This window comes from Paenibacillus phocaeensis, assembly GCF_900021165.1.
GTDB classification, from domain to species: domain Bacteria; phylum Bacillota; class Bacilli; order Paenibacillales; family Paenibacillaceae; genus Fontibacillus; species Fontibacillus phocaensis.
This window is the reverse complement of sequence record NZ_FCOQ01000022.1, coordinates 123,141-146,569: the sequence shown is the minus strand read 5'-3', so window position 1 is coordinate 146,569 and position 23,429 is coordinate 123,141. Positions and strand designations below refer to the sequence as shown.

Genomic DNA, 23,429 nt, shown 5'->3' with positions numbered 1-23,429 from the left:
CGTCCGGACTGCACTCATGCGAATGCAGCACCGGACGTTTTTCTACTGTACAATTTCTTGGTTATATTTCATGTCATTAATCACTATATTTCACTTCGTTAATTATATCTTAGTACATTGAATGATTAATGCCCGGATTGCACTTCGTCGACATGTTTGACATGCTGATGATTCACGGCAATAAAGACAACGGCCAGCAGTACAAATCCAGCACCGACTAGAAACGGAACATGCGGATTAAACCACTCGGCCAACTTTCCTGCCATAAACGGAGCGACTGCCCCGCCCAGAAACCGCAGAAAACTGTAGGCAGCCGAAGCTGTGGAGCGCTCGACCGGCGCCGCGTTCATCACAGCGGTTGTGATTAACGTGTTGTTATTCCCCAGCATGGCTCCGGCGGCAATCACGGCGGCGATGATGACCCATTGCGTATCTGTCCAGATTCCCATGGCGAGCAGCAGCAGCGCGAACAGGAACAACATCGCACCCATCGATTTCACCGTACCGAACTTCTCCTGCAGTTTGGGGGCAGTTCCTACAGAGGTGATCGCGAGCAGGACCCCCCACGCCAGAAAGACATAACCCAACCCATGTTCATCCAGCCCCATTACGAACGGGGCGTAGGCCATAAGCGTAAAGAAACCAATGTTATAGAAGCAGGCGGTTAATCCCAACACCACAAGCGAACGGTAACGCATGGCCCGAAACGGGGCCAGCAAGGAAGTGCGGGAAGCCTTCGAGCCTGCAGGCTCAGTAGATTTGGGCATGAGAAAGCTGAGCCCGAGGAACGCAATCACCATAAGCGAAGCTACGCCAAGAAACGGGCCGCGCCAGGAGATGGCGCCCAGCCAGCCGCCAACGAGCGGGCCGACCGAGATGCCGAGCCCCACAGCAGCTTCATACAAAATAACCGCTTTGGCGGTGCCGCTCCCGGACAAAGTGACAATCGCTGACAAAGCGGTGGCGACGAATAATGCATTTCCCAGCCCCCAGCCGCCGCGCAGGCCGATGATCGTCCATACGTCGCCGGCCATACCGCCCAGCGCAGAGAATACCGCAATTACAACAATGCCGGCGAGTAAAGTCCACTTGATGCCGATTCGTGATGAGATCGCACCGGTAATCAGCATGACGAGCGCCATCACCGCATTATAGCTGGTGAACAACAGCGTCACTTCACTGGGCGTTGCATTCAAGCTGTCGGCGATCGCCGGCAGGATCGGGTCCACCAATCCCAAGCCCATAAAGGCGATGATCGAGGCAAAAAAAACAGCCCAAACGGCTTTGGGTTGTTTGATTAGACTCGGGCTTTCAAGTTCCAAACGTTCTGTAGTTTCCGAGAAACTAACGATTTTTGACGATGATGACATAAAGACTCCTTCCCCGGGTTATAAGAAAGATTTAAAGGAATGCCTGATCACATCTCCCCGGCTGATAATTCCGACAAGCACCCCGTTGCGTTCGACCGGAAGCTTCTTAATTTGCTTCTTCCCCAGAATCGCCGCAATATTCTCAATTTCCTCGTCCCACGACACGGTATAAACCTTCTTCTTGCCGATCTCTTTGACATTAAGATCAAGCAGCCGCTTGGCGCGTTGTTCAAAATCTTCCTGATCGCCTCTGAATACGGCAACGTAATAGATCGAATCAACCACGACATCCCGGTGTTTGCCAATGTAGCGCATAATATCACCGTCGCTGATATAGGACACGATTTCATTGCGCTCATTGACCACGGGAAGTCCGCTGATCCGGTATTCCATGAATCGTTCGATCACGGAACGAACCGTATCGGTCTCTTTGACTTTGTATACCTGCTTGATCATAATCTCATGCGCTTGCATGGATATCCCCCTCGTATAATTGTATTATACAACTACTTTAATTCTTGTCAATCATTTGAGCTCCACGGCCTGTGCTTCCCTACGCGGCCGGACGGCATTCCATTTAATTTCCTACCTATTCTATGATACGATAGACTTATCCTGCTTGGCTGTGAGGTATCAAAATGATGGACGAAAAATCACTTGAAACGATCGAATTAGAGATCGCCGTATTATACCGTCGAATCACTACCGTGACGGCATCCCGAAAACATGGAAATTTGGACCGTTCCGCCTACCTGCTGCTGCACCGGATCAGCGCCCACGGCGCGGTAGGCGTGAAATCATTGGCTGATGAATTCCAACTGGACATCTCTACCGTCAGCCGACAGGCCGCTGCCCTCGAGCAAAAAGGGTATGTGCGACGGATTCCCGATCCCGCCGATCGCCGCGCCTTCTTCATGGAGATCACGGAGCTCGGCGCTAAGGAGTATGCGGACTATAAGGAGACCCGGTTAGCGCGAATTCGCGAGCTGACGGCAGATTGGTCCGGCGAGGAGACGCAGACCTTTGCGAGTTTGCTGCAGAAATTCAACCATGCCCTGCTGAATTCCAAATCTTAACCGGCTTTGTTTTGTTTACATAATACCTATTACGTAAATCTAACGGAGGTTACCCTAATGAATGATATCGATATGCCCCTTGAGATCCTTGAGCGTACTGTAACCCCTCGGGGCGAAATCCAGTTGCAACGGCGCGGAGATCATTTCGAAATCATCAGCAACGGCACCTTTCTGATGGCTACGTATAACGGCGAATCCGAACGATTGTTGGTCCGCCGCGCCTTGGAGCTGGTCCCTGCTCCTGACAAGGTGCTGATCGGCGGACTGGGAGTCGGCTTCTCGCTGCAGGAGGCGCTTCGCGATCCCCGTGTCCAGGAAGCAGCCGTGGTTGAGATTGAATCCAAGATCATCGAGTGGAATCGTTCGGTGTTGGCCCGGGTGAACGGGCATGCCCTTGGACACGCCAAAACGCGGTTAATTCATGCGGACCTGGTCGCCTGGATTCGGGAGACCTCGGAGACGTTCGATCTGATCTGCCTCGACATCGACAACGGTCCGGACTGGAAAGTATTCGACGGCAACGCCTCGCTGTACGATGAAGCCGGTCTGACCGCGCTGCAAAGCCGGCTGCGGCCCGGCGGCTGCTTATCGTTCTGGAGCGCAACCTCCTCCCCGGATTTCGCCCGGCGGCTGCAGGAGGCGTTCGGGAATGTGGAGACCCGCGAGGTCCCGCAAACCCACGGTGATCCGGATTTTATCTTCTACGTGCGCCGCTAGGAAGGAAGCCCGAGCTCAGGAGGAACTAACATGAATATCCAAAAAACGATCGATCGCAAGAAACTGGACGAGAAGGTAGTTCATATGCCCTGGTTCGTGCAGCAGTTTATCGACTATAAGCTGCCGGACCTCTCCCCTTCTACTCTGCTGGAATATGTGCGGGACTATGAGCAGTTCTTCAACTGGCTCCGATCGGAAGGATTAACCGCTGCGCAGACGAATGCTCAAGTTACGCTCATAGATCTGGAGACGCTCCATATGGAGAGCATTGTAGGTTACCGTCTTTACCTGACCACGCGAACCGAGAGCGCCAACTCCAAGATCACCGTGTCGCGAAAAATGTCGTCCCTGCGCTCTTTATTCCACTATTTAAGCCAAATTGCCGAGGATGAGAACTTTTATCCGCTGTTGAAGCGGAATATCATGGCCAAGGTGGAGATCAAGCGGATTCATAAGCCGAAGGACACGGCGGCCAAGCTCAAGGGCAAAATACTGGAGGATGACGAGCTGATTGAGTTCATCGCTTATATCGCCGAGGGATACGGCCGGGACGTTGCCGACAACAAGCAAGCGATGTACGCCTATGAACTGAACAAAGAACGGGATGCCTGTATTGCCAGCCTGATCCTGAATTCCGGATTACGTGTATCCGAGGTTGTCAACCTGAACGTGGACGACTTGGATCTTACGAACAAACTGATTCATGTCTACCGAAAAGGCAACAACGACGAGTCGTTCAAAACCCCGGTTTACTTCAGGGAGCAATCCAAAGACGATTTGGCCGCCTATCTGACGCTCCGGCAAACGCGGTACCGCACGCCGAAACGGGAAAAGGCGCTGTTTGTGGCCGTTCCGAACGGCCAAAAGGAAGGGAAACGGATGACCAAACGGGCGATCCAGGCGATGATCATCAAATACGCCAAACGGTTCGGCAAGCCGTATTTGACCGTCCATAAGCTGCGGCATTCCTTCGCCACCGACTACTATTTACAGAACGATATTTACAAGACGAAAGAGCAGCTCGGCCACGCCTCGACGGAAACCACCGAGGTGTATGCCCACCTCACAGACAAGACGATGTCTGAGGCGATTGAACGCCGGGTCAGCGGCTCCCCCTCCGGTACCTAAAAAAGAGGACTTCCCTGCAGTTTATGCGGGAAAGTCCTCTTTGCGTTTACAACCAGCGATGCCGAAGGAACTCGGCGATCTGTTCGATTTCGTCACGTTGGAACCGGCGCGGCTCCTCCTGACTGGCAGGAAAGGCCGCTTCCTTCTGGATTACGGCGCACACCTGCTTCAGATCCCGGATTAAAGGTTCGTCTTCCGCGGAGCGAAGCATCACCATTTTAGGATAGGACTCCTGCTTGAAGCCCTCCACCAAAATCAGATCATAGTCGGCAAAACGGGAGATCAGATCGGCCAGCGGTGTTTCCCGCTCTTCAAAGATCGCCGTCCGCCAGGGCGACGTAATCGCGGTCCCCGCCGCTCCAGCTTGTCGATAGCGGTATGAATCCGTCCTCTCGCGGTCGGCTTCAAACCCATGCAGGTCGTGTTTGATCACCGCCACGCGAAGATTCATGCCATGAAATAGTTCGATTAGCCGGGTGATTAAAGTAGTTTTCCCGCTGTTTTTATATCCGACGATTTGAATGACCGGCGCCATGCCTGCAACCTCCTTCGCTTCACCCTCCGGTTGAATGTTCTCCGTCCGTCAGAAATAACTGCCGGGCAGCCTCAGGACCTTCACCTGCTCGCCCGCTTCCATTCCCGTACGGGATGGCGGGATGACGATCAGAGCATCGCTTTCTTTAATCGTGATCATCACCCCGGACTCGTCCAATGCGGCCGGTATCGCATAAAGCTTGCTATCCCGCACCTCAAGCCGTCCGCGGACAAAGCGGGTAAAGTTGTTGATTTTGCCGTAGGGGCGAGCAAGTTCGGCCGTAAACTCCGGCAGAAACGGCTGCGCCATGCCCATCATCTTGCCGATGGCCGGCCGAACGAACAACTCAAAGCCAACGAAGCAGGCTCCCGGGTTGCCGGACAAGGCAAACAGCAGCTTGTCGTCCTTTACCGCAGCCGTTGTCACACTGCCGGGACGCATCGTTACTTTGTTGAATAACATCTCCACGCTTCCGCCCGAGACCAGATCAGCCATAACATCGTAATCGCCAACGGATACGCCGCCGGTGGTCACAACCATGTCGTAGTTCGCGAAGGCTGCCTCCACCTGCGCTTTGGCTTGGTTCAAATCGTCTTCGATGGCCTCGAACAGGATCGGTACACCGCCCGCTTCGACTATTTGACTGTAGAGCATATAGGTGTTGCTGTTACGGATTCGGCCATCCTGGAGCGGTTCGTCAACCCGCAGCAGCTCCGAACCTGTGGAGAAGACGGCGACTCGCGGCCGCTTCTTAACTGATACCTGGTGAATCCCGAACGTGGCCAGCACGGAGATTTCCCCAGCGGTCAGCTTCCGACCCGCTTCCAGGACCACGTCGCCCTCCGACAATTCGAGCCCTGCCGGCGTGATGTTCTTGCCCGGTTCGATGGCCCGAATCAAGCGGATATAGGTTTTACCCTCCTGCACCACGGATTCGGTCATTTCGAACATGACGACGGCGTCCGCTTCATCAGGAACTTTGGCCCCGGTCATAATTCGAGCCGCTTGTCCGGATTGGAGCTTCCTCTTCGGAACGGATCCGGCTGGAATTTCGTCCACGACTTCCAGCATCACCGACTGTCCGTCATGGCAGTCGGCCGTATCGCCGCTCAGGATGGCGAACCCGTCCATGCCCGATCGGCGGAAATGAGGATACGGATGAGGCGCGTCAACCTGCTCTGCCAGGATGCGGCCATAGGCCTCCGGCAGCGATACAAGCTCCGAGCCCGTACTCATTATGTAGTTCATGATTTTCGCCTGCGCTTCCGCAACGGGTAGCGCCTTGCGGCGGAACTTATCCTGTTCAGCTTCCTTCATTGCGGATTCGCTCCATTCCCTTGCTGCTCCTGCAGATATTGATCCAGCATCTCGGAGGTGAGCCGGGAGATCTCCCTAATTTCTTCCTTGCTCAAATCGTCATAATGAATCCCCATCACTACGGTGACGGTTCGATCCAGCGCCGCCGAAGCGCGGCGGGCATACTCCTCGCTTAATGTGTGCTCCTTATGCCCCGGGACGGCGGAGGTCAGCACCTCGGTCCCTTCCCCTGTCTTATACGCGGTGGACGCCGCGCCGATATGCGAGACTCCTCCGGTCATCAGCAGCAGCAAATCACGGCCGACCGGAATCGCTTCCAGCTTGATATCCTCAAATGACAAATTGCCGCAGCTCCCTTCACAACAGTATGTCCTTTATTTTATAGGATTCCGCGGATTTCGTCCAAGGTCCGGACCCCTTCTAGATGGAACCAGGCCTCAAGGTCTTCGAGGAGCTGCTCGCCCGCGCGGAGATGGACAAAGTTATAGGTCCCCACCTGGACAACTGCAGCACCTGCCATAATAAATTCCACGATGTCCTCCGCGCTGCTGATACCGCCCATCCCCATCACCGGAATCGTTACAGCCTGGCTGACTTGATGCACCATCCGCAAGGCGATCGGTTTGATCGCCGGCCCGGACAATCCGGCATACCCATTGTGGAATACGCTGCGACGTTGGGCAATGTCGATCTTCATCGCCGAAATCGTATTGATCAGCGATACGCCGTCGGCCTGCTCCTCCTGACACATCACGGCCATGCTGACGATATCCTCGGCATTAGGCGACAGCTTCACGATAAGCGGCAGCGACGTCGCAGCCCGCACCTCGCGCACGACCTGCCGGGCGATCTCGGTTTTGATCCCGTACGCCATCCCCCCGGCCTTTACATTGGGACAGGAAATGTTCAGCTCGATCATATCGACCGCAGTCCGGTCTTCACGTTTGCGCCAGGCCGCATCCTCCTCAATTAACCGGGCGCCTTCCACGTACTCTTCGATCGAGTTCCCGCCCAAATTCACAATACGTGCCAGATTCAGCTTTTCCCACCTCGCACACTCTTCCTTCAGGAAGGCGGGGATTCCCGGATTTTCCAATCCGACGCTGTTCATCATCCCCGAGGCGGTTTCGGCAACGCGGACTCCTTCGTTCCCCGATTTGGGATGAAGCGTCAACCCTTTGCCGGACAATCCGCCCAGCTTGTTAATCTCATAAATCGCCCCATATTCCTTGCCAAATCCAAACGTCCCGGAAGCCATAACAATTGGATTCTTAAAAGCAACCCCGGCGATGCTGCAGGATAAATCCGTCATGCGAACACCACCTCTTCCGCCAAAAATACCGGTCCGTCCGTGCAGGCCTTCTTTCGGCCGTCTTTGCATTTCACACTGCACACGAGGCAGGCCCCAATCCCGCAGGCCATGCGGTTCTCCAGGGAGACGTAGACCTGGGTCTGTCCCCCGGTTTGCGCCTGTTTGCGCTGAACGGCGTGGAGCATCGCATGGGGCCCACAGGCGATGACCGTATCATAGGCGCTAAAATCGACCTTGTCCAAAATCGACCCGCCCACATCCACCGTAACTTTGCCTCGGGATGCGGCGCGGAATTCGTCTACCATATAAGCCTGGCGGCTGTAGCCGAGGTAGACATCTGCTTCCGGAACGGATCTCAGGGCATAGTAGAACGGGGCGATGCCGATTCCGCCGCCCACGAAAGCGGTCTTCCCTTGCAGCTGCGGAAATCCGTTGCCGAACGGTCCGTCCAGCGTCAGCGTGTCGCCGGGCATCAGTCCCGATAACCTCGCAGTTCCTTCCCCCGCAACCATAACCAGAAATTCGATTTGGTCCTCCGTGAGATTGAAAATGCTGATCGGGCGGGATAGCAGCGGATATCGTTCCCCGGCGCGCAGCATGTAAAACTGCCCCATTTTCCCCGAGAACCGCCCTTGTGCCGTAAGCTTGAACACCCCTTCTGCGACTTCCTGATTGACCACTACAGTTGCCATGAATCCACCACCCCTTAGGTTTACACTTCATCAAAGGATGCAATTTTTTGTCGGGATCGTCTGTGATAAACCTCACAACAACAATTGGCTAGCTTGAACTGTCGAGGTTTTCTCGGTTTCATTCATTTTCTGCAAAAGTTAGGGAATACTACAATTTACGTTCAGTATTGGGATGAAGGGGGATTCTCATTGTTTACTCAGTTTAAGAAGACACTGACCCTCGTGATGGCCGCATCACTGTTGGTGTTCGGCGGATCTGGGGGCCATCCGGTTGATGCTTCTTCATTCGTTCAAATCACGGAGTCGCAGGAAGACTTGCGGGACTATCGCACGGTTCCCGTTGAGGCGAAACCAGCGGATCTGAATGAACTGCGTCGCAAATATTCGGAGACCTTCAAATTTCGGGGGCCGGAAGGGAAACAGATAGCGCTGACATTCGATGATGGGCCCGATCCGCGGTTCACGCCGCAAATTCTGGATGTGCTTCATCGCAAAGGGGTGAAAGCCACGTTCTTCGTCGTTGGCGTAAGGGCCAAGAAGTTTCCCGGCATCATGCAGCGGATTCATCGGGATGGCCATATCATCGGCAATCACTCCTTCAGTCATCCGAATTTTCACAACCGCTCCGTGAAGCAATTTCAGAACGAAATCCAGCGAACGGAGAAAATCATCCAGAGCACGGTTGGTTACCGCCCCAAGCTGATTCGGCCGCCCTATGGAGAGATTAAGGAAGAACAGCTGCAGTGGGCCCAAAAAAACGGGTATACCCTTGTGAATTGGAATGTGGACTCGCAGGATTGGAAAGGCCTCGATAAGGAGAAAGTAAAATCGAACGTCATCCGCACGGCAGGACCCGGCTCGATTATCCTTCATCATTCGGGCGGCGGCGTTGGCTCCAACTTAAACGGGACGATACAGGCTTTGCCTGAGATTATCGACACCTTGCAAGCGCAAGGGTACCGCTTCGTTGACCTGGCCGAGCTGCTGCAAACGAATAAATACCGCTAATGAACAAGAGCCCCCTCGGCGAGGGAGCTCTTGTTTGTCTTAATTTAAGACGTATAGGGTTACATTCTGAAAACCAAACTCTTTTGCAGCCGCTGCACTGCCGGGAATGAAGATGTCGATGCGGTTGCCTTTAATGGCGCCGCCCTGGTCGCTGGCTGTCGCTAAAAAGGCTTGATCGGGCAGGCCTTCATGGCTGTGACCGGTCACGAGCACCTTCGTGCCCATCGGAATGACTGTGGGATCCACGGCGATGGTGCCGAGCTTCAGCGGGTTGCCGAAGTAGTCCACCGCGCCCCATTTCCCATTTTCGCCGGCCGCTGCGGTATATGCCGAAGCTTTCACACTAAGGGTCTGCGAGTAAGTAAAAGTTTTCCCCCAAGCCTCAACGACATTCTCGTTGGACATGACCTTCAGCTTGGAAGCCGTTGCGGTTGCGGAAGCAGATGCCGGTGCCGGTGCGGACTCCGGTTTCACCGGAGCGGCGGATGCCAGTGCCATGGCGTGGGTTTCCGCTCCCGGAATGACAATATTTAAGTCCTCGTAAATATTTAACGGGTTAACCGATGGATTCGCGGCCATCAGCTTGTTCATATCTACACCGTATTGCTTGGCAAGAAGATAAAAGGTGTCTCCCTCCACGGCCTTATGTACCGCGTCTGCATGAACGGATGCCGTCTGCAGGGTAATCGTCAAACTTGCGGCGAGGAGCGCCGATGCTGCAATTTTAGACCAAATGCGACTTTTCAATGAAATGCCCTCCTTTTACTGCGCCTGCGGAGTTAGTTGTCGGATTCGGGAAAAAGGATCGTTCCCGGCGCAACCGATGGATGCGCTTCACCCCAAGAAAACGAAGACGTTCAACACGGTTCGTTCTCATCTTTCGTCCTCCGCACCTAGGTTCAGGTTTCGGCCTATTGAATATATCACAATTTTGTAACCAATTGTTCAGGTAATTCCCACCAAGTGGCGAAAAACCTTGATCGGACGGGTTACATTTTTGTGTCCAATCGTAAACGGAAGGTTAAATTCGATCGTACGTTCGGCGCTGGCAAGACCGAAATAAACCGCCCGAATGGAGGTTCGGACGGTCGCTGAGTTGTGCTTATAAGACCTTGCTCAGAAAATCCTGTGTGCGCTGATGCTTCGGTGCGCCAAATACTTCTTGCGGCGTTCCCTGCTCGAGAATTACGCCTTGATCCATAAACAGAATCCGGTCGCCAACTTCCCGGGCAAACCCCATCTCATGGGTAACAATGACCATCGTCATCCCTCTCTCCGCCAGGTTCTTCATGACGTCGAGCACTTCCCCGACCATCTCCGGATCCAGCGCCGATGTCGGCTCATCAAACAGCATCACATGCGGTTCCATGGCCAGTGCGCGGGCGATCGCGATCCGCTGCTTCTGACCGCCGGACAGCTGGGCCGGATAGGCATCCCGCTTGTCTTCAAGCCCAACCGTATGCAGCAGGTCCATGGCAATCGCTTCAGCTTTGCCTTTGTCGAGCTTTCTAACGCGAATCGGGGCAAGCGTAATATTGTCAATCACTGTCTTGTGCGGGAACAGATTGAAATGCTGGAACACCATCCCCATTTTCTCACGGGTTTTATTAATATCATGTCCTTTGCCGGTGATGGATGCCCCCTCGAATGTGATCTCTCCTTCGGTCGGAACCTCCAGCAGGTTCAGGCAGCGGAGAAACGTGCTTTTTCCCGATCCGCTCGGACCAATCACGACAACGACTTCCCCTTTGGAGATTTCCAGGTCGATGCCGCGCAAAATATGCAGTTGGCCGAATTTTTTATGCAAGCCTTTAACGGTGATCACTGGTCTTCAACTTCCTTTCGAACACGCCTAAAATACGGGACAGCGTGAATGTCAGAATAAAGTACATGATCGCGATAATCAAATATGGCGTCATCCCATCATACGTGATCGTTACGACCGACTGCGCTTGATAGATCAGTTCCGCCGTACCGATGATCGATACGATCGACGATTCTTTGATGATCGTAATAAACTCGTTGCCGATGGCGGGGAGCACCGATTTGATCGCTTGCGGAATGATGATGTGACGCATGGCCATCCCTTTGGTCATGCCCAAGGAACGGGCTGCTTCACCCTGCCCCCGGTCGACGCCTTGAATGCCGGCGCGGAATATTTCCGCCAAATAAGCCGAACTGTTGATCGACAGCGTGATCGCCCCGGATTGAATCGGCGTGAAGTTGACGTCAAACATAAACGCAAATCCGTAGTGAATGATCAAGAGCTGGACCATCATTGGCGTGCCGCGCAGAAATTCGACCCAGGCATGGCCGAAGAAGCGTACGATCCCCCATGGCGACATACGCAGCAGCGCGATCAACAATCCGAGGATAAAGCCGCAAAACACGCTGATCGCCGCCAACAGCAGCGTATACTGCACGCCGGCCAAGAAGTAACTGCGGTATTCCATAAACATCGAAATAAGATCCATAATGCCTTCCTTCCTCCTCCTTTACCTCAAACCCTTACGCAAAAAAACAGAAAATAGCGAATGGGTTTCGCTATTTTCTGCAGAAGGATACCGTGATTATTTCTCCGACAACGCACTTGCATCAGCAACGAATCGATCAATGCTGCCGTCGCCGATCAAGCGATCCAGCGTTGCGTTCACTTGATCCAACAGCTCCTGGTTGCCCTTCTTGATGCCGATCACGTAGCCTTCATCCTCAGTTACAGGCTTGGCATCGGTGATCACCAGGCCCTTCACATTCTTCACGAACGATTCCGCAACCGGACCTTCCAGAATGGCCGCATCAACGCGGTTTGTATTTAGCTGCATAATAATATCATTGATTTTGGCCAGCGAAGTCAATTTGGCATTCGGGATTTCCTTGCCCATGTCCTCTTGGATAGATCCTTGCTGAACGCCGATTTTGGCGCCTTCCAGCGATTCCATCGTGCTGAATTTATCTTTATCCGCTTCGCGGGTCACTATGGCTTGCTCCGCCTTGTAGTAAATTTGCGACATGTCAATTTGTTCGGCGCGTTCCGGAGTCGGGCTCAACCCCGAGATGACCAGATCGACCCGGCCGCTCGACAGTTCGTTCAGCAGCGTGTCGAATTTCAAATCCTTGATTTCCAGCTCAGCGCCCAAATCCTTGGCGATTTCCTTGGCGATCTCCACATCGAACCCGACGATTTCGTCTTCGCCTTTATCGTTCTTAATGTGGAACTCGTACGGCGGGAAGTCCGCGCTCATGCCGACGATCAGCTTCTTGGCCGGTTCGGTTTGCTCGCCGCCCGCTTGGCTTTCATTTTGATTCGCGGCTTGACCGGCGTTGTTTGCGGTGTTTCCGCTGTTATTTTTTTCCTGACCACAGGCGGCCAGCACCAAAGTTACCATCATAACGGCTACGAGTAACATGCCCCATTTCTTCATACTTCTCTCTCCTATTCTGCTTGACTAATTTTCACTCTAAGATGATTACTGGGCTAATTATAAATCAGAATGTATATATATGCAAAACAATTTTCATAGCATTCATAAGATATTCACAGTTGCCATATGAAACAACCCGCGTGGCGTCTCATTTATCATACTTTGGTCAATTTGCTGAATATTTATGTTAGGTTTGCTGGGGGTGTTCATGCTCTGCGGCGTGTTGGGGAATAATGTGCCTAATCAATCAACGATCACAAGCCATTTGCAGAGGAGGCACCGAATCCGTGTTGCTTGAAGCGCTCTATCATGTTCCCCGGGATAAATGGGCTTATGCCTACGATCCATCCACCATTCATCTCCGCATCCGTACCAAACGGGATGATGTGGAGCAGGTCTACGCAATGACCGGGGATAAATACGACTGGTCGGGGACTTATTTGGAACTGCCGATGGAAAAAGCGGCTCATGACCGCATGTTTGATTACTGGGAGGTTGCCGTACGTCCCAAATTCAAACGCCTCTCCTATGCCTTTAAACTGACGGCGGGGACGGAAACGGTATATCTGCTGGACACGGGGGTTCAATCGGAAGCCCCGCAACCTCCCGGCGAATGTTTCGAATTCTCTTACATCCATGAGATTGAAGTGGTCCGGGTGCCGGAATGGGCGAAACAGGCGGTATTTTATCAGATCATGCCGGAACGATTCGCTAACGGGGACCCTTCCAATGACCCCAAACCGGTGGAAGCTTGGGGCGGCAAGCCGACACGCGAGAACTATTTCGGCGGTGATTTGCAGGGGATTATTGATCATCTGGACGATTTATCCGATCTGGGCATTACGGCACTTTACTTGACGCCATTGTTTACAGCTCCGTCCAACCATAAATACGATATCATGGATTATAAGCAGGTCGATCCCCAATTCGGCGATAATGAGCTGCTGAAAACCTTGGTGGAACGCTGTCACGACCGGGGCATCCGCGTTGTGTTGGACGCGGTGTTTAACCATTGCGGCGAGCATTTCCCTCCGTTTCAGGATGTGCTCAAAAATGGAGAATCCTCCCCCTACGCCGGCTGGTTTCACGTCAACTCTTTTCCGGCAAAGGTGGAAAATGGGGTTCCTACTTATGATACGTTTGGTTTTTTTCCTAATATGCCTAAATTTAATACGGCCAACCCCGATTTGCGGAAATATTTGCTGGGCGTCGCCGAATATTGGATCAAGGAGATCAAAATAGACGGCTGGAGGCTTGACGTAGCCAATGAAGTCGACCATCCGTTCTGGCGCGAATTTCGGCAGGTCGTGAAGCAGGCCAATCCGGAAGCTTATCTGATCGGGGAGGTTTGGAGCGATTCGCTGAACTGGCTGCTGGGAGATCAATTCGATTCCGTCATGAACTATCCGTTCGCCGATAAAGTGTTGGAGTTCTTCACCGGCGGAGTCGATGGAGCCGCCTTCTCCGACGAGATGGGCTCGTTGATCATGCGGTATCCGCATCAAACGAATGAAGTTGTCTTTAACATGCTGGGCAGCCATGACACGCCGCGCCTGCTGACACGCGTCGGCGGCGACAAGCGGAGATTGAAGTTATGCGTTGTGTTTCTGTTTACGTACACTGGGACACCATGCGTGTTTTACGGCGATGAAATCGGATTGACCGGTGACGGGGATCCGGATTGCCGCAAATGCATGGAGTGGGATCGCAGCAAACAAGACCGGGAGCTCTACGATTTCTACAAACTGATGATCGGGCTGCGCAAGCGGCATCCGGCTCTCCGCCACGGTCGGTTTCGGTTCTTGCATGCCGAGCCGGGCGATCCGTGTATCGTGTATGAACGGATGGATCAGCAGATGCATTTTACCGTGTGGATGAACAACACGCCTAAGCCGGTCACATTAACGCATCCGATTCAGACGAACGATTGGCGTGATGCCTTGACCGAAGAATCCGTAGCCCCGGCGAACGGGATCATGAGCATTTCCCTTGAGGCTTATGGCTTTCGCATTCTGTATCGGCATCTTCAACCCTAAGAACAAGAAGAGCGGGCGCCAGGCGTCCGCTATTTCTTCAGACTTTCGTAGATCTCGATATATTGCCGTGCCGAGGCATCCCATCCGTAGTCGCCATTGAAGGCATTCGCCGTGATCCGGCTCCAGTGCTCAGGCTGACGATAGAAAGACAAGGCCCGCTGCAGCGTATGCAGCATATCGTGCGCGTTGTAATTGCGGAATGTGAAGCCGTTCCCCTCGCCCGTTGCTTCGTTATAGGAGCGCACAGTATCGTTTAAACCGCCGGTTTCCCGGACTACAGGGATCGTTCCATACCGCAGCGCCAGCAATTGGCTGATCCCGCAGGGCTCGAACCGCGATGGCATAAGAAACAGATCACTCCCGGCATAGATGCGTCTGGACAAGGCCTCGCTGAATTTGATCTGCACCGCCAGCTTGCCCGGGTGCCGTAACGCCGCTTCCCGGAACCAGTCTTCATATGTGGGATCCCCCGTGCCCAGCAGTACAAATTGCACCTCTTCTTCGTTCAGCCATTCATCCAGGACCCGAATCACCAAATCCAGCCCCTTCGGCTCGACCAGACGGGTGACCATGGAAACGAGCGGCGTATTCGGCGCTTCCGGTATTCCGAGCTCCCGCTGGAGCGCCGGTTTATTGGCTCGCTTCTGCTCCAGATTGCGGCCGTAACGGGCAAACAGCTCCAGATCCGTCTCCGGGTCGTACGTCCGGGCGTCGATTCCGTTGACGATCCCCGATAAGCGCCCGCCCAGCGAGCGAAGCAAACCATCCAACCCGTAGCCGTAATGCTCCGTCTTGATCTCCTCCGCATACGTAGGGCTAACCGTCGTCACATGGTCGGCGTACACCAAGCCGGCTTTCATGAAGCTCACGTTGCCGTAATACTCCACGCCTTCCGGCGTGAAGACTTTCCAAGGCAGCCCTAGCAAATCCCCAAGCACCCCTTCCGGGAAAATGCCTTGATACAACAGATTATGTACCGTATAGACGGTGCGGATATTCTTGTACTCCGGCCGATCGTGGTAATGCTCTTGCAGCAGTAAAGGGATCATCGCCGTATGCCAATCATGGCAGTGGATGACATCAGGAAGAAATCCGGTCAGCGGAAGCAGTTCCAGCACGGCACGATCCAGAAAGGCAAACCGTTCGCCATCGTCCCAATGTCCATAGACGCCGTCCCTGCCGAAGTAATCCTCGTTGTCGATCATATACACGGTCATCCCCTCCCAGTTCATCCTGGAGAGGCCGCCATATTTCTTCCGCCAACCCACCGGGACAACACCGGTCCCTAAATGCTCCAATCGCTCCCGGTAAACGGGCGGCATTTCACGGTATCTTGGCAGAATGATCCGCACGTCATGGCCGGCTTCGATCAACGCTTTCGGCAACGCGCCGATGACGTCGGCCAGCCCTCCCATCTTGATAAACGGCGCGGCCTCCGCCGCAGCAAATAAGATGTTCATCCTTTCGCCCTCCTTCTTGGCGCTTGACGCTTCCATACCGTCATGCTCAGCGGAGGAAGCGTTACGGTCAGGCTTTGAGGTTGACCGTTCCAGGCTTCTCTCTCACTGCGAAGCACTTGTGGCTGCGGGTTCCCTAAGCCTCCGAATTGCACATCGTCACTGTTAAACACAAGCTCGTATCGTCCAGGCAGCGGAACGCCAACGCGATACCCGCTTCGCGCCTCCGGCTGAAAATTCAGCATCACAAGCAGCGGAGCATGCGGCTGCTTGCCTTTTCGCACAAACGCAATCACACTTTGCTTGTCGTCGTCCGGAATCATCCACTGATATCCCTCCGGATCATGGTCCAGCTCCCAAAGTGCAGGTTCCTGCAGGTAGAAGCGATTCAGCGCCTGACAGTAACCGTGGATATTCCGATGTGCATCGTATTCGAGGAGAAACCAGTCCAACTCCCCTTGATCCCGCCATTCGATAAATTGGCCGAATTCAGCGCCCATAAATATCAGTTTTTTCCCCGGAGAGGTCAGCTGATACCCCAGCAGCAGGCGAAGTCCGGCAAATTTCTGCTCGTAGGTGCCCGGCATCTTATCCAGCAGTGATTTTTTGCCGTGCACCACCTCGTCATGGGACAGCGGAAGCGCGAAGTTCTCCGAATAGGCGTACCAGATCGGAAAGGTAAGCAGATGATGGCGATACGGTCGCTCGCCAAACGGGGTTTCGAAGTAATCCAGCGTATCGTTCATCCAGCCCATATTCCATTTGTAATTGAACCCCAGACCCCCGTGATGCGCAGGAGCGGTAACCCTCGGCCAGGCGCTCGATTCTTCAGCCATCATCAAGGCATACGGGAAATAGCGGAACACCGCCGTATTTAACTGCCGCAGGAATTCGATCGCCTCCAGATTCTCCGTGCCGCCGAGTTCATTACGCGCTGCCGCCCAGGAAGGCTTTTCGAAATCAAACCGAAGCATGCTGGTCACGGCATCCACTCGCAGCCCGTCGAAATGGTACATTTCAAGCCAATATATCGCACTGGAGATCAAAAAAGAACGAACCTCGGGTTTATTAAAGTCAAAGCTCAGAGTCCCCCAGCCGGGTTTTTCCGCTTTAGCTGGATCCGCATATTCATACAGCGGCGTTCCATCAAAAAGACGCAGCCCATGGTCATCCTTCGTAAAATGACCCGGCACCCAATCCAGCAGCACCCCGATCCCGGCCTGATGACAGCGATCCACGAAATACATCAGATCCTGCGGTTCGCCGTAGCGGCTGGTCGGAGCAAAATAACCGGTAGCCTGATACCCCCAGGACAAATCGTACGGATGCTCGCAAAGCGGCATCAACTCGATGTGAGTGTAGCCCATCTCTTTGACATAAGGGATCAATAAATCAGCCATTTCGCGGTAGGTGTAATACGATCCATCGGGCCGCTGCCGCCAAGTTCCGAAATGCAGCTCATAAATGTTCATGGGTTGTCCATAAGGGGTGCTGCGCCCTTGAATCCACGCTTCATCGCCCCACTCGTATCCTTCCAGAGAGGTAATGAGCGAAGCGGTTTTCGGCCTCACCTCTGCGTGAAAGGCATAGGGATCCGCTTTGAATTGAGTTTTCCCGTCCGGTCCTGTTATCGCAAACTTGTAGAAACTTCCAACTGGAACATTCGGAAAAAAACGAGTCCAAATTCCCGAATCGGGTATCTTATATAGTACATCATGTGTCCCCATCCAACCGTTCCAGTCGGCGACAACGGCGACTTGACATGCATTCGGGGCCCAAACGGTAAAGCGGACACCGCGCCTTCCCTCTTCGGTTACGGGATGGGCGCCAAACGTGCGGTAACTTTGATACAATGTCCCTTCATGAAACAAGTAGATCTCTTCTGGAGTAACCGCAGAAGCCCAAGATGAATCGGACCTGGAATCAAACAAACCAATCACCCCCTCACACGAAATGAAAGTAATTCAAGAAACTTTAGTGATTATAAAAATTATTTCAGTAAATACAAAATAATGATGTAATAATTTCGTTCGTTTTCCATATTTTATTCCAACTACATTATATCCTTTAATGTATGTGCTACACAGACAAAAACATACGGGAGGGAAATGAAATGAGGAAAAAGGACTGTATTGCGATGCTTCTTGCCGGCGGGGAAGGACGAAGATTGTCTCCGCTGACGACCAAGCAGGCGAAACCGGCCGTGCATTTTGGCGGACAATACCGGATCATCGATTTTCCTCTCAGCAACTGCGTCAATTCCGGGATCGACACGATTGGCGTGCTCACGCAATACGAAGCGGCTTCGCTCCATGAGCATATCGGCGAAGGCGAACCCTGGAAGCTGACGCACTCCGAGGAAGGCGGGATTACGCTACTCCCCGCTTCTCGGGAAGGCGTTGAGGAATATGCGGGAACGGCGGACGCCATTTACAAAAATATGGCATTTGTTGACGGCCATTCGCCCAAATACGTCCTTATCCTTTCGGGAGACCATATTTACCATATGGACTACCGTCACATGCTGGATTTTCATCTCAGTCATCAGGCCAAAGCGACGATTTCAGTGATGCCGGTGCCGTGGGAAGAAGCCCATCGGTTTGGCGTGATGTCCAGGGATGAACGAAACCGCATTACCGAATTCGCAGAGAAACCGGCCCAGCCAACCAGCAATCTCGCTTCGATGGGGATTTACTTGTTCGAGTGGGAGTTCTTGAAGCGGCAATTGGAAGAGGATGCAGCGAATCCCAACTCCAGTCATGACTTCGGCAAGGATTTGATTCCGAAGATGCTGGCGGGAAGCGAGCCGTTGCATGCTTATGAATTCCAGGGCTATTGGCGGGATGTGGGAACCGTTCAAAGTCTGTGGGAAGCGCATATGGATCTGCTTGTCGAGTCTTCCGGGTGGAAGCTGCAACGAGAGGATTGGCCGATGTTTACGCGGGAACTTCCGATGCTGCAAGGGTGGGTCAAGAAGCGGAATGTTCATGCCCCCTCTTCTCTGGTTCATGATTATTGCGCGTTCGAGGGGTATGCCGAACGTTCAGTAATCTTCAGCGGCACGGAGATCGGCCGGTATTCCCGGATCAAGGACAGCGTCATCATGCCCGGCGCTAAAATTGGCCGCAATGTCTACATCGAGCGGGCCATCATCGGAGAAGGCGCGATCATCAAAGACGGAGCCGTCCTTAAAGCGGAGCCTGGCGAGATCAACGTTGTCGCCCCCTACGATACCGTGTTCGCCAAACCGCTCAATCGGACGCAGCCTTCGCGCTTACTTCAAGAAGTGTATGATGCCCCCCGGCTTCGGGCCGAAGGGCTGCTCTCGTAACCAGAACAGGGGCCGCTTCGAAAGAATCCATGGAGAATCTTTCGAAGCGGCCCCTTGGGGTTTTACTGAGGCTAGCTCTGGAAATACAAATCAGCGTCCAGCTGATATAAGTTAAATTCACGGCCGTTTAAGTTCCCGGTTCCCTGAGGCTGGAACCCTAAACTCTGGTACAGCCGGTTCAGCTTCAAGTTCTGGTTCCAGCAGTCCAGCCGCAAGCCCGCGCGTTGCAGCGCGCGGGACCGCTTGGCAGCATAACGCAAAATTTCTCCACCCAGCCCGAGCCCGCGATAGGGCAACCGAATCGTCAGCCGATGCAGGTAGCTGTATCCAGGGACATTGCGTTCCCCCCAATAATCCGGGTCCGAATCCTGCAGCGTGAACATCGCCGCGGCTTCGCCAGAGGCATGGAGCAGGTAAATTTCCCTGTTCTCGTAATAACTCTGAATCAATTCCGGGGTGAATTGCTGTGGATCCCATTGCTTGACACCGTTCTCGTGCATCCAGTTCGCAGCCTCAACCAAAAGCTGTCTGACAACTGCTAAATCCTCTTCGCCGGCCAGAGAAACGGTAAACGTCCCCTGAGCCGTCTCTAGCTTATCAATGGGCGGTATCAACGCTAAGTTCCCTTCTCTCCTAAAGTGTCGCTTAACAGCGGCAATGTCACGGAAACGGTCGTCCCTACACCAAGCTCACTTTGGATTTCCATTTCTCCGTGATGCAGTTCGACCAGTTGCTGGCTGATCGCCAGACCCAGCCCGGTACCGCCTCCCTGGTGATTCACCTGGAAGAAACGGTCTTTCACTTTGTTTAAATACTCTTCGCTAATTCCAATCCCCGTATCGATGACTTCAATCCGGACCCGTTCGTTCTCCACGCGATCGATCACGAGATGGATCCAGCTTTGCTCATGGGAGAACTTGATCGCATTGTCCACCAAATTCAGAAATACCTGCTTCAGGCGGTTGCCATCTCCGCTGACGATCGCAATGCCGTCGGTTTTATCTTCAAGCTTCAGCTGAATTTGCTTCTGCTCCGCCTTGGCCCAGACGTTTAACATCGTTTCCTGAAGCAGTTCCTTCAGATTCACCTCGCCGATGACGAGCTTCATCTCATTGGATTGCAGCTTCGAGAAATCGAGGATCTCCTCCACAAGCCCGATCAAGCGGTCGGTTTCCTTGGCGATGATCCCCACTCCGATCTTCGTCTCCTCGGGATCGAAGCCCCCGGACGTCAACGTCTCGCTCCAGCCTTTGATCCCGGTCAGCGGCGTACGTAACTCGTGCGAGATCGAAGAGATGAAATCGTCCTTGATCTGATTGCTGCGAACGATCTCCTCCGCCATATAGTTCAAAGTTGCAGCCAGTTCGCCTAACTCGTACCGGTAATTGCCTTTGATCCGCGCATCGAATTTGCCGCGGGCCATCTGTGCCGATACCGCCCGAATATTGTTAATGGGCTTAACGATCGAGTTCGCCAAACCGATACTGAACAGCGTAACCAGCGCAAGGACGGCAGCCGATACGGCGATCGACATAAACGTCAGGTTCAGCAGCTTAGAATTTACCGACTCCATTGAAGTGACATAGCGGACGATATATTGCGTCTGGCCTTGAATCTGCAGCGGTCGCGATACCGCCATCACCAGCTCGCCGGTCGCCGACTGCCGGCCGATCCATTTGCCGACGTTCCCGGCTAACGCTTGCGGGACGTCGCTGGTCTGAATCGCTTTGTCCGCCTGGAACGCGTTCGTGCTGGCCTTCACCTCGCCGCTTTGATCCAGAATCATCAGCTCGGTGTTGTCGAGCTCGAAAGTACGCAGCATCTCCGTAAAATAATCCGGATCCCCTTCCACGTTCAACCGGACGAACTTCTGGAAGTAGTCGGAAGCCCACATGGAATGATTGGACATATGGTTATAGATCGTATCGTAATAATACATGCGAATGGTCAGCGTGAAGATAATCTCGACCATAAACAAGGTTACGAAGACGACGATAAAGTAGTGTAAGACAATTTGCCGGCCAATCCCTTTTTTGATCATTGTCCCTCGCCTTTCCACTTATAACCGTGCCCCCACACGGTTTGCAGGAAAGCCGGTTCGGACGGATTGCTTTCGATTTTCTGCCGCAGACGGCGAATATTCACGTCCACGATCTTCGGATCTCCCATATATTCCTTGCCCCAGACATGGTCGAGCAGCAAATCGCGGCTAAGCGGCGTATTCTCCTTCTCCAGGAAAAACTGAATCAACGAAAACTCCGTTGGCGTCAATTCGATCAACTGTCCATTTTTCTTAAATTGCTTGGAGATCAAATCCAACGTAAACGGCCCCGAGGTAAACGTCACTTTCGCGCTGCTCTCGCGGTAAACGTTCACCCGGCGCAGCAGGGACTGGATACGGGCGATCAGCTCCGTTGGGCTGAACGGCTTGCTGACATGATCATCCGCCCCGACGGACAAGGCATAGACTTTGTCCTGCTCCTGGACTTTGGCCGTCAGGAAAATGATCCCGATCCGTTCATTGGTTTCGCGGATGCGGCGGCACACTTCAAAGCCGTCAATCCCCGGCACCATCACGTCGAGAAGCGCGATATCAATGTCCGGAACGCTCTGCAGCTTGCTTAACGCTTCATTGCCGTCCGCCGCTTCGAGCACGTCGAAGCCGTTCCGTTTCAAGTTAATCACGATAAAACTGCGGATGGACTCCTCGTCCTCCAAAATCAGCACTTTGCTCAATTTGGTTGCCCCCTCTTCAAAAAACAGCTTAACGCTTGATTTCCGTCTCGCCTTTGTTGACTTTCAGATCCGTATGGCTGAGGAACCCGATCACTTTATCGGCATCCCGTGCAAGCAGCTCCCAATCCGCTTTGTTCCGTTCCCATTCCGACAGCGTGAAGAAGCGGATTTCGGCCACCGGTTCGTTCGTATCGGTCTTGACGAAAATCAGGTGCTCATTTTTGTCCGATTTCGTATCGATCGTTACCTTCCCTTGCCATTCCTTCGGGAAATTGAAGTAGAAACGCCCGGCCATATCCATGTATTGCTGCATCACGAATTTGAGCCCATCCTTCTCATCCCACTGATAATACGAAAACAGCCACGGAATTTCATCGAAGGAAATATACTCCCAGCCCTTAGGCTTCTCCAGCATGCCGATTTCCAGCAGGCCGTCGTTATTCACGTCACCGCTGAGGATCGGATATCCTTTCAATGTCATATCCTGCGAAGGCAGCAGGTTGATCAGCTCCCCGTCTTTCATCACGATGACTGTCGAGAAAGCCGAGTGAGTTCCTACCGTTGCATCAAGTATAATGCCCTTCAAGTTTGGCGTGATGTTGCCGCTGACCGCATTATAATACTCGGTGATCGGATCGTCGAGTTCCAGATGACTTAATTCCTTGAAAGATCCGTCATATTGATACGTCGTGACCGTTGCATATTGCTCGCGCTTTAGGTTCACGACCGTAATGTCGGGAATACCGTCCTTGTTCAGATCATCCACCATAAAATAGTGATACGGCAGCGCGATCGCTTTCTCGACTTCGTTGCCGTCATAGGTGTAGATGGTTAAGCCTTTCTGAAGTTCATCGGAACCGCTCGAGAAGCCGGCGATGATCTCCAGCCTGCCGTCGCCGTTCAGGTCCAGCAAATCAAAGGTCTCAAGGACCTGGCCTTCGCCGTCAAACCGGACCTTCAGCGCCCAAGAATCCCCTTGATGCTCCAAAATCATCCCGTGAATCCGTACCGCTTCATCCGGCGTTTCGTAGAACACCACGGCCTCTTTGATTCCGTCGTTGTTCAAATCCGGCGTACGGATGGAGCTGATGTTGCGAACATCCCGCGGGGAGACGATTTCTCCGCCTTTCAGCTCCGCCTTAATCACGCTGATTAACGACGCGCGGTCGGTAGAGAGCTGCGGGGTTTGCATTAACGATTTCGGATCGCTGATAATACTGCAGCCGCTCAAGAGCAGGAGCAGGCAAGCACCTGCCCAAGCGGTAATCCTCCGGTTGGTGAACATACGCATC

23 protein-coding genes and 1 riboswitch are annotated in these 23,429 nt (G+C 53.3%); of the genes, 6 read left to right on the top strand and 17 right to left on the bottom strand.

The window, feature by feature from the left end:
• Positions 1-125 precede the first annotated feature (125 nt).
• Both BN3795_RS15860 and BN3795_RS15855 read right to left on the bottom strand, forming a co-directional pair.
• Positions 126-1,370 carry an MFS transporter gene (locus BN3795_RS15860; protein ID WP_068785665.1) on the bottom strand — a complete coding sequence of 415 codons (1,245 nt, stop codon included), beginning with the start codon at positions 1,368-1,370 and terminating at the stop codon, positions 126-128.
• An 18-nt stretch (positions 1,371-1,388) separates the two neighbouring features.
• On the bottom strand, positions 1,389-1,844 hold the full coding sequence (locus BN3795_RS15855; protein ID WP_068785664.1) for a CBS domain-containing protein: 456 nt from the start codon (positions 1,842-1,844) through the stop codon (positions 1,389-1,391).
• A 164-nt stretch (positions 1,845-2,008) separates the two neighbouring features.
• Between BN3795_RS15855 and BN3795_RS15850 the strand changes: the two genes are divergently transcribed.
• The 3 genes from BN3795_RS15850 to xerS are packed head-to-tail and all read left to right on the top strand — an operon-like array spanning position 2,009 to position 4,291.
• The gene (locus tag BN3795_RS15850) at positions 2,009-2,446 is read left to right on the top strand and encodes a MarR family winged helix-turn-helix transcriptional regulator (protein WP_332835610.1); all 438 of its coding nucleotides are present in this window, start codon (positions 2,009-2,011) and stop codon (positions 2,444-2,446) included.
• Positions 2,447-2,503: 57 nt separating this feature from the next.
• Complete coding sequence (locus BN3795_RS15845; RefSeq protein ID WP_068785663.1) at positions 2,504-3,163, top strand: spermine/spermidine synthase domain-containing protein; 660 nt, start codon at positions 2,504-2,506, stop codon at positions 3,161-3,163.
• Between the two features lie 30 nt (positions 3,164-3,193).
• Entirely contained in the window at positions 3,194-4,291 is a 1,098-nt protein-coding gene (gene xerS / locus BN3795_RS15840; protein ID WP_068785662.1) for a tyrosine recombinase XerS, read from the top strand.
• Positions 4,292-4,337: 46 nt separating this feature from the next.
• On the opposite strand, the gene mobB is transcribed toward xerS, so the two are convergent.
• The 5 genes from mobB to BN3795_RS15815 are packed head-to-tail and all read right to left on the bottom strand — an operon-like array spanning position 4,338 to position 8,147.
• Positions 4,338-4,826 carry a molybdopterin-guanine dinucleotide biosynthesis protein B gene (gene mobB / locus BN3795_RS15835; RefSeq protein WP_068785661.1) on the bottom strand — a complete coding sequence of 163 codons (489 nt, stop codon included), beginning with the start codon at positions 4,824-4,826 and terminating at the stop codon, positions 4,338-4,340.
• A gap of 48 nt (positions 4,827-4,874) precedes the next feature.
• The gene (locus tag BN3795_RS15830; RefSeq protein WP_068785660.1) at positions 4,875-6,143 is read right to left on the bottom strand and encodes a molybdopterin molybdotransferase MoeA; all 1,269 of its coding nucleotides are present in this window, start codon (positions 6,141-6,143) and stop codon (positions 4,875-4,877) included.
• On the bottom strand, positions 6,140-6,484 hold the full coding sequence (gene lpdD, locus BN3795_RS15825) for a prenylated flavin chaperone LpdD (RefSeq protein ID WP_068785659.1): 345 nt from the start codon (positions 6,482-6,484) through the stop codon (positions 6,140-6,142). The genes BN3795_RS15830 and lpdD overlap by 4 nt, the downstream gene beginning before the upstream one ends.
• A gap of 38 nt (positions 6,485-6,522) precedes the next feature.
• Positions 6,523-7,455: a dihydroorotate dehydrogenase gene (locus BN3795_RS15820; protein WP_068785658.1), complete on the bottom strand. Its 933-nt coding sequence runs from the start codon at positions 7,453-7,455 to the stop codon at positions 6,523-6,525.
• Positions 7,452-8,147, bottom strand: a complete 696-nt coding sequence (locus BN3795_RS15815) for a dihydroorotate dehydrogenase electron transfer subunit (RefSeq protein WP_068785657.1) — start codon at positions 8,145-8,147, stop codon at positions 7,452-7,454. The genes BN3795_RS15820 and BN3795_RS15815 overlap by 4 nt, the downstream gene beginning before the upstream one ends.
• Positions 8,148-8,336: 189 nt before the next feature.
• On the opposite strand from BN3795_RS15815, the gene BN3795_RS15810 reads away from it, so the two are divergent.
• On the top strand, positions 8,337-9,155 hold the full coding sequence (locus tag BN3795_RS15810) for a polysaccharide deacetylase family protein (protein WP_232729949.1): 819 nt from the start codon (positions 8,337-8,339) through the stop codon (positions 9,153-9,155).
• Between the two features lie 39 nt (positions 9,156-9,194).
• Here the strand turns inward: BN3795_RS15810 and BN3795_RS15805 are convergent, their stop codons facing one another.
• The 4 genes from BN3795_RS15805 to BN3795_RS15790 all read right to left on the bottom strand — a co-directional run bounded on the left by BN3795_RS15805 (position 9,195) and on the right by BN3795_RS15790 (position 12,577).
• A complete protein-coding gene (locus BN3795_RS15805; protein WP_068785656.1) occupies positions 9,195-9,902 on the bottom strand; it encodes a 3D domain-containing protein in 708 nt (235 codons plus the stop codon).
• 7 nt (positions 9,903-9,909) lie between these two features.
• Positions 9,910-10,077: riboswitch (cyclic di-AMP (ydaO/yuaA leader) on the bottom strand.
• 180 nt (positions 10,078-10,257) lie between these two features.
• Complete coding sequence (locus BN3795_RS15800; protein ID WP_068785655.1) at positions 10,258-10,980, bottom strand: amino acid ABC transporter ATP-binding protein; 723 nt, start codon at positions 10,978-10,980, stop codon at positions 10,258-10,260.
• Positions 10,967-11,629 (bottom strand): amino acid ABC transporter permease, encoded by a 663-nt coding sequence (locus BN3795_RS15795; RefSeq protein ID WP_068785654.1) that lies wholly within the window; start codon positions 11,627-11,629, stop codon positions 10,967-10,969. The genes BN3795_RS15800 and BN3795_RS15795 overlap by 14 nt, the downstream gene beginning before the upstream one ends.
• Positions 11,630-11,725: 96 nt before the next feature.
• Positions 11,726-12,577 (bottom strand): transporter substrate-binding domain-containing protein, encoded by an 852-nt coding sequence (locus BN3795_RS15790; protein WP_068785653.1) that lies wholly within the window; start codon positions 12,575-12,577, stop codon positions 11,726-11,728.
• A 287-nt stretch (positions 12,578-12,864) separates the two neighbouring features.
• Between BN3795_RS15790 and BN3795_RS15785 the strand changes: the two genes are divergently transcribed.
• Positions 12,865-14,613: an alpha-glycosidase gene (locus BN3795_RS15785; RefSeq protein WP_068785652.1), complete on the top strand. Its 1,749-nt coding sequence runs from the start codon at positions 12,865-12,867 to the stop codon at positions 14,611-14,613.
• A gap of 29 nt (positions 14,614-14,642) precedes the next feature.
• Here the strand turns inward: BN3795_RS15785 and glgA are convergent, their stop codons facing one another.
• Positions 14,643-16,073, bottom strand: a complete 1,431-nt coding sequence (gene glgA, locus BN3795_RS15780) for a glycogen synthase GlgA (protein ID WP_068785651.1) — start codon at positions 16,071-16,073, stop codon at positions 14,643-14,645.
• A complete protein-coding gene (gene glgB, locus BN3795_RS15775; RefSeq protein WP_068785650.1) occupies positions 16,070-18,001 on the bottom strand; it encodes a 1,4-alpha-glucan branching protein GlgB in 1,932 nt (643 codons plus the stop codon). Before glgB ends, glgA begins: the two co-directional genes overlap by 4 nt.
• A gap of 182 nt (positions 18,002-18,183) precedes the next feature.
• Between glgB and BN3795_RS15770 the strand changes: the two genes are divergently transcribed.
• Positions 18,184-19,401: a glucose-1-phosphate adenylyltransferase gene (locus BN3795_RS15770; RefSeq protein WP_068785649.1), complete on the top strand. Its 1,218-nt coding sequence runs from the start codon at positions 18,184-18,186 to the stop codon at positions 19,399-19,401.
• Between the two features lie 71 nt (positions 19,402-19,472).
• Here BN3795_RS15770 and BN3795_RS15765 read toward each other — a convergent pair whose 3' ends face one another.
• From BN3795_RS15765 to BN3795_RS15750, 4 genes are read right to left on the bottom strand one after another with little or no spacing between them, the layout of a single operon-like run.
• Positions 19,473-20,015 carry a GNAT family N-acetyltransferase gene (locus BN3795_RS15765; protein WP_068785648.1) on the bottom strand — a complete coding sequence of 181 codons (543 nt, stop codon included), beginning with the start codon at positions 20,013-20,015 and terminating at the stop codon, positions 19,473-19,475.
• A gap of 2 nt (positions 20,016-20,017) precedes the next feature.
• Entirely contained in the window at positions 20,018-21,442 is a 1,425-nt protein-coding gene (locus BN3795_RS15760; protein ID WP_068785647.1) for a sensor histidine kinase, read from the bottom strand.
• Positions 21,439-22,137: a response regulator transcription factor gene (locus BN3795_RS15755; RefSeq protein ID WP_068785646.1), complete on the bottom strand. Its 699-nt coding sequence runs from the start codon at positions 22,135-22,137 to the stop codon at positions 21,439-21,441. The genes BN3795_RS15760 and BN3795_RS15755 overlap by 4 nt, the downstream gene beginning before the upstream one ends.
• A gap of 28 nt (positions 22,138-22,165) precedes the next feature.
• A complete protein-coding gene (locus tag BN3795_RS15750) occupies positions 22,166-23,422 on the bottom strand; it encodes an FG-GAP repeat domain-containing protein (RefSeq protein WP_232729948.1) in 1,257 nt (418 codons plus the stop codon).
• Between the last annotated feature and the right edge of the window lie 7 nt (positions 23,423-23,429).

What these genes read in the sequence shown, in the direction of transcription:
- mobB (WP_068785661.1), bottom strand. Translation starts at nt 4,826, where the DNA reads ATGGCGCCGGTCATTCAAATCGTCGGATATAAAAACAGCGGGAAAACT.
- BN3795_RS15830 (WP_068785660.1), bottom strand. Translation starts at nt 6,143, where the DNA reads ATGAAGGAAGCTGAACAGGATAAGTTCCGCCGCAAGGCGCTACCCGTT.
- glgA (WP_068785651.1), bottom strand. Translation starts at nt 16,073, where the DNA reads ATGAACATCTTATTTGCTGCGGCGGAGGCCGCGCCGTTTATCAAGATG.
- BN3795_RS15750 (WP_232729948.1), bottom strand. Translation starts at nt 23,422, where the DNA reads ATGTTCACCAACCGGAGGATTACCGCTTGGGCAGGTGCTTGCCTGCTC.
- BN3795_RS15820 (WP_068785658.1), bottom strand. Translation starts at nt 7,455, where the DNA reads ATGACGGATTTATCCTGCAGCATCGCCGGGGTTGCTTTTAAGAATCCA.
- BN3795_RS15845 (WP_068785663.1), top strand. Translation starts at nt 2,504, where the DNA reads ATGAATGATATCGATATGCCCCTTGAGATCCTTGAGCGTACTGTAACC.
- BN3795_RS15850 (WP_332835610.1), top strand. Translation starts at nt 2,009, where the DNA reads ATGATGGACGAAAAATCACTTGAAACGATCGAATTAGAGATCGCCGTA.
- xerS (WP_068785662.1), top strand. Translation starts at nt 3,194, where the DNA reads ATGAATATCCAAAAAACGATCGATCGCAAGAAACTGGACGAGAAGGTA.
- BN3795_RS15760 (WP_068785647.1), bottom strand. Translation starts at nt 21,442, where the DNA reads ATGATCAAAAAAGGGATTGGCCGGCAAATTGTCTTACACTACTTTATC.
- BN3795_RS15855 (WP_068785664.1), bottom strand. Translation starts at nt 1,844, where the DNA reads ATGCAAGCGCATGAGATTATGATCAAGCAGGTATACAAAGTCAAAGAG.
- BN3795_RS15795 (WP_068785654.1), bottom strand. Translation starts at nt 11,629, where the DNA reads ATGGATCTTATTTCGATGTTTATGGAATACCGCAGTTACTTCTTGGCC.
- BN3795_RS15860 (WP_068785665.1), bottom strand. Translation starts at nt 1,370, where the DNA reads ATGTCATCATCGTCAAAAATCGTTAGTTTCTCGGAAACTACAGAACGT.
- BN3795_RS15770 (WP_068785649.1), top strand. Translation starts at nt 18,184, where the DNA reads ATGAGGAAAAAGGACTGTATTGCGATGCTTCTTGCCGGCGGGGAAGGA.
- BN3795_RS15815 (WP_068785657.1), bottom strand. Translation starts at nt 8,147, where the DNA reads ATGGCAACTGTAGTGGTCAATCAGGAAGTCGCAGAAGGGGTGTTCAAG.
- BN3795_RS15790 (WP_068785653.1), bottom strand. Translation starts at nt 12,577, where the DNA reads ATGAAGAAATGGGGCATGTTACTCGTAGCCGTTATGATGGTAACTTTG.